Source organism: Pseudanabaena sp. SR411 (assembly GCF_002251945.1).
Taxonomy (GTDB): Bacteria; Cyanobacteriota; Cyanobacteriia; order Pseudanabaenales; family Pseudanabaenaceae; genus Pseudanabaena.
In genome coordinates, this window is the sequence record NZ_NDHW01000260.1 from 1 (window position 1) to 9,439 (window position 9,439).

General features: G+C 45.7%; 7 protein-coding genes and 1 pseudogene. 7 read left to right on the forward strand and 1 reads right to left on the reverse strand.

The window, feature by feature from the left end; translation table 11 throughout:
• From B9G53_RS27795 to B9G53_RS26445, 6 genes and pseudogenes are all read left to right on the forward strand, one after another.
• Positions 1 to 204 (forward strand): annotated as a pseudogene (locus tag B9G53_RS27795) (hypothetical protein); the annotation flags it as partial.
• Between the two features lie 33 nt (positions 205 to 237).
• Positions 238 to 1,758: a hypothetical protein gene (locus B9G53_RS26425; RefSeq protein WP_176453369.1), complete on the forward strand. Its 1,521-nt coding sequence runs from the start codon at positions 238 to 240 to the stop codon at positions 1,756 to 1,758.
• 56 nt (positions 1,759 to 1,814) lie between these two features.
• Positions 1,815 to 2,378 (forward strand): Uma2 family endonuclease, encoded by a 564-nt coding sequence (locus tag B9G53_RS26430; protein ID WP_094536399.1) that lies wholly within the window; start codon positions 1,815 to 1,817, stop codon positions 2,376 to 2,378.
• A gap of 44 nt (positions 2,379 to 2,422) precedes the next feature.
• Positions 2,423 to 5,077 (forward strand): BREX-6 system phosphatase PglZ, encoded by a 2,655-nt coding sequence (pglZ, locus tag B9G53_RS26435; protein ID WP_094536400.1) that lies wholly within the window; start codon positions 2,423 to 2,425, stop codon positions 5,075 to 5,077.
• A gap of 147 nt (positions 5,078 to 5,224) precedes the next feature.
• Positions 5,225 to 6,544, forward strand: a complete 1,320-nt coding sequence (brxD, locus tag B9G53_RS26440) for a BREX system ATP-binding protein BrxD (RefSeq protein WP_094536401.1) — start codon at positions 5,225 to 5,227, stop codon at positions 6,542 to 6,544.
• 2 nt (positions 6,545 to 6,546) lie between these two features.
• Entirely contained in the window at positions 6,547 to 8,721 is a 2,175-nt protein-coding gene (locus B9G53_RS26445) for a DEAD/DEAH box helicase (protein ID WP_094536402.1), read from the forward strand.
• Here B9G53_RS26445 and B9G53_RS27800 read toward each other — a convergent pair.
• Positions 8,705 to 8,893, reverse strand: a complete 189-nt coding sequence (locus B9G53_RS27800) for a hypothetical protein (RefSeq protein ID WP_176453370.1) — start codon at positions 8,891 to 8,893, stop codon at positions 8,705 to 8,707. The two genes, B9G53_RS26445 and B9G53_RS27800, sit on opposite strands and share 17 nt — an antisense overlap.
• A gap of 92 nt (positions 8,894 to 8,985) precedes the next feature.
• Between B9G53_RS27800 and B9G53_RS26450 the strand changes: the two genes are divergently transcribed.
• Positions 8,986 to 9,439: IS1634 family transposase (locus B9G53_RS26450; protein WP_254923829.1), on the forward strand; the 454-nt coding region annotated here is incomplete at its 3' end.

Consider the following 9,439-nt stretch of genomic DNA (forward strand, 5'->3'; position numbering starts at 1 on the left):
GATGGTTTTTGTGAGGTTCATTGCAATACTATGGAGGGCATTTGGGTTGGTTTACGCAATTTTCTGCGTCCCTTTCGCGGTATTCACAAGAAGTATTTGTATCTGTATGTAGCCATGTTCGAGTGGGCATACAATCTACGTTGGATTGATTTTGACTTCCTGCGTCGGCTTCTTTTCCCTCCTTCCACCTATTTACCTAGATGAGCGAAAGATCCTAGTATATTCTTTAGATTTGGAGTGGCTTTTACTGCTACAGGTTCAGGATTCTCTGGAAGATTACATCGCTTTAGAAGTGTTTTCGATGTCAAAGGACAATCACTATTCTCTGAATATCCTAGACATAGCTGCGCCTTGTTAAATACAACCATTTCAAGAATTGTACTTGAAGCTCTTAATCCAACAGTGAGTTTTCAAATTGGAGATGCTAAAAGACTTCCATTATTCCCCATAGAATCCGCAGACGAGATATTTGGAGAACTTGAAAAAGCATTTAGCGAACATGAAGCAGGACGCGAGACATCCGTAGAATTTATTAGCCCCCGTCCTAGCCCTTGGCGCACCGCCCAAACATGGGCGCAAACCGCCGTAGACCGCCCCGCAGGCACACCTCTCCCCCCCTACCATCCCGAATACGATCCACCCACCGCCCAAGACTTTATTTCCTATGCCGTGGGTTTAGCATTGGGACGGTTTGGAAGCCCCTCATCCCCCCAGCCCCCTTCTCCCAGAACGGGAGAAGGGGGAGCAAGAGAATTTGCTCCCCTCTCCCTCAATGGGAGAGGGGCTGGGGGTGAGGGGCTTTCTATCCTCTACCTCTCCGCCTATAGCCAAGACCTCCCCGAAATCGGCGATCGCCTCACCCACCCCGCCGCCGCTCCCATCCATCACGCATGGGCAGAACATGGCTCCAAAATCACTAAAAAAACACTCCGCGAATGGTTGCGTCAAGACTACTTCAAAGAAGATCACGTCAAACGCTACGACCAACGCCCCATCTACTTCCCCATCTCATCCACCAAAAAGAACTTTGTCGCGATCATTCCCATTCACCAATGGACAGACAACACCCTGCAAACCCTCCTCGCTGACCACCTCCTCCCCGACCAAACCCACCTCATCGGTGAAATCAACGACCTCATGGCAGCGCGTAACCAACCAGACACTAAGGCAAGCGCCGCCGCCGAAAAACGCTATAGCGAACTATGCAAATTCCAAGAAGAACTGCAAGACCTGATTAGCAAAGTCCAAGCGATCGCCGAACGTGGCGCACCACCCACCAAATCCAGCGATCCAAACCGTGAAGTCGAGGCAACCTTCAAAATGGATCTCGATGATGGCGTAATGATCAACAGCGCCGCCCTCTGGACATTGCTCGAACCCCAATGGACAAAACCGAAAATATGGTGGTCAGAACTCAGCACCGCCCAAAACAAAAAAGACTATGACTGGTCACACCTCGCCGCCCGCTATTTCCCCAGCCGCGTCGATCTCAAATGCCAAAAAGACCCATCCCTAGCCGTCGCCCACAGCGTCTTCTGGAAATATCACCCCGCTAAAGCCTACGAGTGGGAACTGCGTTTGCAAGATGAGATTGCCCCTGATTTTCACATTCAAGAACCCGATTCGCAATCTTTGCGCGATGAATTTATCAAAGGCAATCCTGAGCTAGTTTTAGACTTGCGACAAAAGGAACAAAAACGCAGGGAACGCAAAAAGAATAAAGAAGAAGAGCTTTTACCCCTTGAATTGGAGGAATAATCATGAATAAACTGTTACGATCATTTTGTCACAATACCAAACTATAGGGAGAAAATATGCTTGCGATCGCCACTCAAACCATATCCCTAACTGAATTTCTTGCCCTCCCTGAAACCAAACCCGCCAGCGAATATGGCAATGGTCAGATCATCACTAAACCTATGCCCAAAGGAAAACATAGCGCCCTGCAAGGTGAACTCGTCACCCTGATTAATCATCTGCTCAGAGCATCTCACCGCGCCCGTGCCTTTCCAGAATTGCGCTGTACCTTTGGCGATCGCTCTATTGTTCCTGATATCGCTACCTATACATGGGAGCGTATCCATCGTGACCCTAATGGCGAAATTGCCAACACCTTTACCACTGCCCCTGATTGGGTAATTGAAATTCTTTCACCAGACCAAAGCCAAACTAGAGTAATCAAAAATATTTTGCATTGCCTTAAACATGGCACAGAAATGGGGTGGTTACTTGATGCTAGCGATCGCACTGTTTTTGTCTACCGTCCTCACCAAGAAACAGAGGTATATGAGCAACCTGATGCAGTACTGCCCGTTCCCAGTTTTGCCAGTGATTTGTGCTTAACTGTTAATGATTTATTTGCCTTACTCTTTAATTAATTAGGATAGATTACGCTTCGCGCCGCCTATCCTAAACTATCTTTATGACTAATGCGATCGCCAGTTACCTTGAAAACGACATTAAAGAAAGCATCCGCCGTCAGGGAATTGTCCTTTGGCTCGATGCCGATAGTCGCTATACCGAATTTGTCGATCGCCTGATCACTCGTCATCAAACAGGTGATTTTGATTTCCCTGTGGTGGGTTTTCGGGGTAGCTATCTGGAATTATTGCTGCAACTCGAAAACTATGGAAATGGACTTGATCCTGATCAGCTATTAATCCATTTACCAAACCACAACACCCAGACCATTAAGCAAACTCCATTATTAGAACTATATCGGGCTGGTAAACGCTACGAAAAAGCCCTGAATACCCTTGTGCGTGAGGCGGTCACAGGTATGGTCGCTCCCGATGCGATCGCTGATTTTCTGAAAACGACCGACCTCACCCTCGCAGGAGCCGAAACTTGGCTAGATCAACAATTAAATCGACATAATTCTAAAACTGGTAATATCCGTAATCATTTAGCAGAATTAGATCATCAACAGATTCTCGATGGTTTGATCGATCACAATAGCAATCTCCGCACCAAAATCCATAGCGCATCAGAGTTAAATATTTTCACCGAATATCTCCATATCCATACAGGCATGGATACCGACTTTTTACAATTTTTCCTTGAAGAAAATGTTGCTGTCAATATAGATCATATAGAATCTGCCTTTGTCGGTTGGTTGATGTGTGTAGAATATGTCAACGACTTGACGCGATTGCCCTATTTGCTAGAATTACAACCACTGCGATCGCTCCCAAAATCCTTACAAGCGCAATGTCAAAATCTAATTAATCATCTACGCGATCGCTATCCCCTACGTTACATAGCGATCGCTGAAGAAGTAGAAGCAAAAATCAAGCTCGAACTTGACCAGATATCTCCCAATGACCTCGGTAAGATTGACACCTTCGCCACTGAAGATCGGGTGATGCTCAATGCGTCTATTAAAGCCTTACTCACTCAAAATTGGCAACAAGCGAGCATCTGGGGGCGATCGCGGATTAATGCTCCTTCCCTATGGATACAGCAGGATTCACAAAAACGCCGCCTTTGGGGTTGGGTGCTAATAGCAGCACAGTTTGGACAGATAATTGCTCAACAAAATCAAGTCTTAAACGGAGTGGAAACCCTACGAGAGGCACTTGATCTCTATACCAAAAAAGCTTGGATTGTGGATTATTACCATCGTCGCTTTGAGCAACTACGCTTGCAAATGTCAAATAGTAACTTGCCACAATTTGCGTCAATGGTGACGGTGACTAATTTTTTGCGGCAGCTTTATCGAGACTGGGCTGATGATTTGGCGCGGGGTTTTGCCAAACTTTGCGATCGCGTTGGTTTCCTACCCGAAGAAGAATTACAACAACGCCATATCTTTGAGCGTTACTGTCTGCCATTGATTACTAGAGATCTAGAGATGGGCGGTGCTTTGCACCGCCCATCTCTAGGACAAGTTGAGCAAGGTGATCGCGTTGCTATTTTCTTAGTCGATGCCTTTCGCTATGAAATGGCAATGGAACTGATGAACAAATTAAATAAAGAGGATTTCCAGACTAACCTGATTGGTTGCTATGCCGAACTACCAACGATTACCGCAATGGGCATGAATGCGATTGCCCCTGTGTCGAGTGATGGCAAAATCCGCTTACCCGATGGTAAAGATTTTAGTAAAGGGATTAAGGCGGGAGAATATACTGTCAAAGATCCTGATAGTCGGGCGAGGGCGATCGGCGATCGCACATTTAGTTCTAGTCGCGATCGACATTCGTTATCTAGTCTCTCGCTGCAACAGGTCGCGCAATCAACGAGTGAGACTTTAGAAAGTCAAGCTAAAAATGCGACATTGCTCGTAATCCATAGTCGCGAAATTGATGATGCGGGTGAAGCAAATATGGGGCTGATTGCCTTCACCACTTGGATTCAACAACTGAAAGCCGCGATTAATAATCTCCAAAAGATTGGGATTCATACCTGCATCCTCACCGCCGATCATGGCTTCATGCTCCTTGATCATACCGTCAAAGAAGTAGAATATGCTACCGCCACCCGCCGCTATGTGCGTCTTGATGATTACCGCCGCGAGGCTGATTGTGTATCCGTGCCTTTGAGATCGCTAAATTATGAAGGTCAAGAGGGCTATCTACTATTTCGGAATGATACTGCCATTTTTAAGGGTAGAACTAAACTGAGTAATGCTTCCTTTGCTCATGGAGGTAATAGTTTACAGGAGCGAGTAATTCCTGTCCTGACCGTCACTAAGCAATCAGTCACTAAGCGATCATCTGTTAAAACTAAGCGTGCTAAATCGCAAACACAGATTCAAGATTCTCTTCAAGATACTATTCAAGATCCGAGTACTATTACGGAAGCGATCGCTATAGATATGGTTATTATTGAGCCTGTAGCAAGTTTATCTACAAGCGATCGCTGGCAAGATAATTTTGATGATCCTGCGATCGTCAAGGTATTTGAGCATCTAGAAAAACATGGCGCAATCGTGGAAACTGAACTTGTGCAAATGCTTGGCTCATCACGCAAAGCGCGGAGCTTTTCCCTCAAGTTTGAAGAATTTGTCAAGCAACTCCCCTTTGGGGTTCAAGTTGAAAATGTCGCTTCTGGCAAGCGGTATATTAAGAGATAACCCTCACCCCCAGCACCCTCTCCCATTAAGGGCGAGGGGGAGTAAGACTAATTTCTTGTTCCCCTCTCCTTTTTTGGGAGAGGGGCTAGGGGTGAGGGTCTTATAATCTTCCATGTAACGTCAGTTAAAAAATAAAACTGTGCAGCTATGAATTTGAGTGCTAAGGATACCGAACATGTTTTTGAAAAACTGCGATCAGGAGTTGTTCCAGAACGTGGGCTAGAAGCCTTTGCGGTAGGCATTGAGCGATCGCGTAAGGAAATCCAACGCCAACTCGAACTCGCTGCTGATGGTGAAGGTGTATTTAAATTTTTGCGAGGCGGTTATGGTTGCGGTAAAACCTTTATATCTCGCCTTGCAACTCTCGAAGCCCGCGATCGTGGTTTTGCCACTAGTTTTATTGTTGTTTCCGATAATGATTTGCATTTCCATAAATTTGATGATGTCTATCGCAAAGCCGTACAGGAGCTTGGTACAAATGTATGCCCAAGGGGGGCGCTAGGCGATATTCTCGATCGCTGGATTGCGAGAGTTGAAGATATGCTGATCGCAGGGGGCAAGGATGAAGATGATCCTAATTTTGATGATGCTGTGCGCGATCGCCTCGATGAAGAACTTGCTTCCATGACAGGGGGGCAAGTTCCTGAAGACATGACACGAGTATTGCGAACAATCTTTACCCTCAAGCAACAGGGCAACTTTGCTGAAGCCAGCGCTCTAATTTCTTGGCTATCGGGTAGTGAAAATGTCGCCGCCAGTGCCAAAAAAATTGCAGGAATTAAAGGCGATATCGGCAGCCGTGAAGCCCTCGACTATTTACTCGGTATTTTGCAGATCGTCAAGGCGGCTGGTTACAAGGGCTGGGCGATCGTCATTGACGAAGCGGAAACGATTTTGCGAATGCGTCAAGATGTGCGCGGTAAATCCCTAAATGGCATTAGACAGATCTGTGATGCCGCCGATCGCTTTCATGGGTTGCTGTGGATTTTTACAGGTACGCCCGACTTCTTTGACACTAAGCGAGGCATTGCAGGACTAACGCCTCTTCACGATCGCATTAAATTTGAAACCTATGGTGGCTTTAGTAGTCCACGTCAACCCCAATTGGAACTCACCCCTTTTGATGCCATTCGTTTAAAGGAAGTTGCCCTCAGACTGCGTGAACTTTTTAACGCTGGCGATCGCATTCATTTGGAACGAAAAATTACCCTTGAATTTATCGATCGCCTGATTGCAGAAGTAACTAAAGGCTTTAAAGGCGATGTGGGCGTAGTGCCACGTCAATTCTTACGGCAATATGTGAATCTTCTGGATTTGGTTATTGATAACCCTGACTTCGATCCGATCAGTGCCTTATCTCTGCCCGAAGATACCCTCAATGACGATGAACTCCGCATCAAGTCGGGCTTACCCTATTGCGATCCTGAACCAGAAGAAAATGAAGTTTACGCCGTTGTTGAATTTTAATCATGCATTCCACTTTTGCCAGATTTCCGCCCCGATTACAACAGGCGATCGCTGATCGCCTCGGTTGGTCATCCTTGCGACCAGTCCAAGAACTCGCAGGTCAAGCAATCCTTGATGGTAAAAATGCGATCGTGCTTGCTCCCACCGCAGGTGGCAAAACTGAAGCCGCCATATTTCCTCTATTAGCCAATCTGATCGAGCATGAACCACAGGGCGTAGGCATACTCTACATCGCGCCGATCAAAGCCCTGCTCAATAATCAATGCGATCGCTTTGCTACTTATACCGAAATGGTTGGTTTGCGTAGTTTTGTATGGCATGGCGATATTAAAGGCAAAGATAAGCAAGCCTTTCTCAAAGAACCTGCCGAAGTTCTACTCACCACTCCTGAATCCCTCGAAGTGATGTTGCTATCAGCCAAAGTCCCTCATGCGAGACTATTTGGCGATCTTCGTGCTGTAATTATTGATGAAATCCATGCCCTCGCAGGTAGCGATCGCGGTACACATTTACTCTCTGTACTAGAGCGTCTAATTACCGCCGCAAATAACCAAATTTTAGAGGGTGCGGCTCCGATGCACCATCCAAAATATCAAGCCCGTGATGTGCAGCGAGTAGGACTAAGCGCCACCGTGGGCAATCCTGAGCAAATTCTCAACTGGATGCAAGGCTCATCACAGCGTCAAAGCATCGTCATTGATCCGCCCAAAATTCCTGCTAAGCGTGAAATTGCTATCCTACAGCGTGATGAGATCGGCGCGATCGCCCGTGAAGCCAGTCGCAAAGCCCTAGGTAATAAAAGCTTATTCTTTTGTCAAAGCCGTGCTCTTGCTGAAGATGTGGCTGAACGTATGCGTGATCGCGGCACAGATGTATTTGTTCATCATAGTTCTGTCTCCCGTATTGAACGCGAAATCGCCGAAGAGAATTTTCAAAAGGGAACGAATGCTTGTATTCTCTGCACGAGTACGCTCGAATTAGGAATTGATATTGGCGATCTTGATCTTGTTCTCCAAGCCAATGCTCCTAGTACTGTGTCATCATTTTTACAAAGATTAGGACGCACAGGCAGACGCGAAGGTAAGGCAGCTAATACCACCTTTTATTGTGAAAATATTGAGACAGTTTTACAAGCGATCGCCATTGTCGAATTAGCGCGATCGGGATGGGTAGAGTCTGTTAAGTGTCATAACCGCACATGGACAGTTTTAGTCCATCAATTACTAGCACTCACCTTGCAATTTGGCGCAATTAGTTCCGAACTTGCTTGGCAGCAATTATCGCTCATTCCTGATTTTCAGGGCATCGCGGAGACAGAATATCAAATCTTGATTCAGCATGGCATTAAGGAAAGTTATTTTTTTCAATCGGGTGGCTTGCTATCCATCGGTGAACGTGCCGAAAAGATCTTTGGGCGCAAAAACTTTATGGAACTCTATGCCGTATTCAGTAGCCCCGTTCTCTACAAAGTCAAAACTGCCACTGGTTATACCGTTGGCTCTCTTGAACAAGACTTTGCTGATAAATTAGTACCGAGCATGAGTTCTTTCCTATTAGGTGGTAAATCTTGGCTAGTTGAAGCGATTGATCACAAGGAACGCTCAATTCGCGTAATCCTCTCACCAAAAGGTAAAAAGCCAAACTGGAATAGTTTTTCGCCGCAAATCATCAGCTATGAACTCTGTCAAAAAATTTACGAGATCCTTACTACCGACATCGACTATCCCTACATAGACGCTCAATCTCGTTATGCTCTCACAGAAAAACGTGAAGATCTGGGTGTTCTTCTCCGTCAGCAATCTTTCACTGCGATCGATGATGGCGATCGCGTCACATGGTGGACATTCGCAGGTGGACAAATTAATTACACCATCAAGTATCTCCTTGCCGATCTCCGCCCCGAATGGAAAGTTATAGCCGATAATTTTAAAGTTGGCATCGAAGGCTCTGAGGTGAGTGTGCAGTTATTGCGATCGGCTCTAGACAGATTGCGATCGGATTTTGACTGGCAAAGCGAAGAACATCGCTCCAATATTCTTTCTCAACTCCCTCTTTATCGCTTTAGCAAGTTTCAACCTCTACTCCCTGAAGCTTATGCTCTTGAGACTATTGAACGTTATCTACTTAATTGGGAAAGTACTAGCCGTTTCTTAAACCACTTTACCAACTACCCGTAATCCAAACCCCGCTTGAGTCATAAAATTCTCCCCGTTGCTCAAGTTTGAAATCACCTAATAGTAAACCCAGCCAAGTTTCGATGATTGGCAGTTGTATAGCCTTTTGCAAATCCATTAACCTACATTCCGCTCGTAATGGAAGGGTAAAATAATTACCGAAAATCAAAATCATCGAAAATCAAAAAAGAGGAGGTAAATATTAATACAGAGATGAAAGTATCGAATCTAGACCATCTAGGGATCGTGGCAGGGATGATCGACGAGATGGGAATCGTGGAGGAAATAAACATGAGAATCGGGAGAAGCTCAAGAGAAAAAGTAAGCGCAGGGGTAATCGTCAAAGCCATGCTACTGAATGGATTAGGATTTGTATCAGCTCCCCTGTATATGTTTGGGAAATTCTTTGAAGGAAAACCAACCAAGCACTTACTGGGGGAAGGGATAACAGCCGAACAAATCAACGATGACCGTATCGGCAATGTACTGGATGATCTACAAGAAGCAGGACTAAGCGAAACATTCTTGGGAATTAGCCTGAAAGCAGTAGCGAAATACGACATAAAGATAGAAACGGGACATATAGACTCAAGTTCCTTTCATGTGGATGGGGAATATGACCGAACCGAAGAAGGAAGTATCGAAATCACGCATGGATATTCACGCGACCATCGTCCCGACCTGAAGCAATTTATGATGAACCTAATCTGTGTAGGAGATG

Bases quoted from the DNA above. Each gene is read 5' to 3' on its own strand.
- B9G53_RS26430 (WP_094536399.1), top strand. From the start codon at position 1,815: ATGCTTGCGATCGCCACTCAAACCATATCCCTAACTGAATTTCTTGCC.
- pglZ (WP_094536400.1), top strand. From the start codon at position 2,423: ATGACTAATGCGATCGCCAGTTACCTTGAAAACGACATTAAAGAAAGC.
- brxD (WP_094536401.1), top strand. From the start codon at position 5,225: ATGAATTTGAGTGCTAAGGATACCGAACATGTTTTTGAAAAACTGCGA.
- B9G53_RS26445 (WP_094536402.1), top strand. From the start codon at position 6,547: ATGCATTCCACTTTTGCCAGATTTCCGCCCCGATTACAACAGGCGATC.
- B9G53_RS27800 (WP_176453370.1), bottom strand. From the start codon at position 8,893: ATGATTTTGATTTTCGGTAATTATTTTACCCTTCCATTACGAGCGGAA.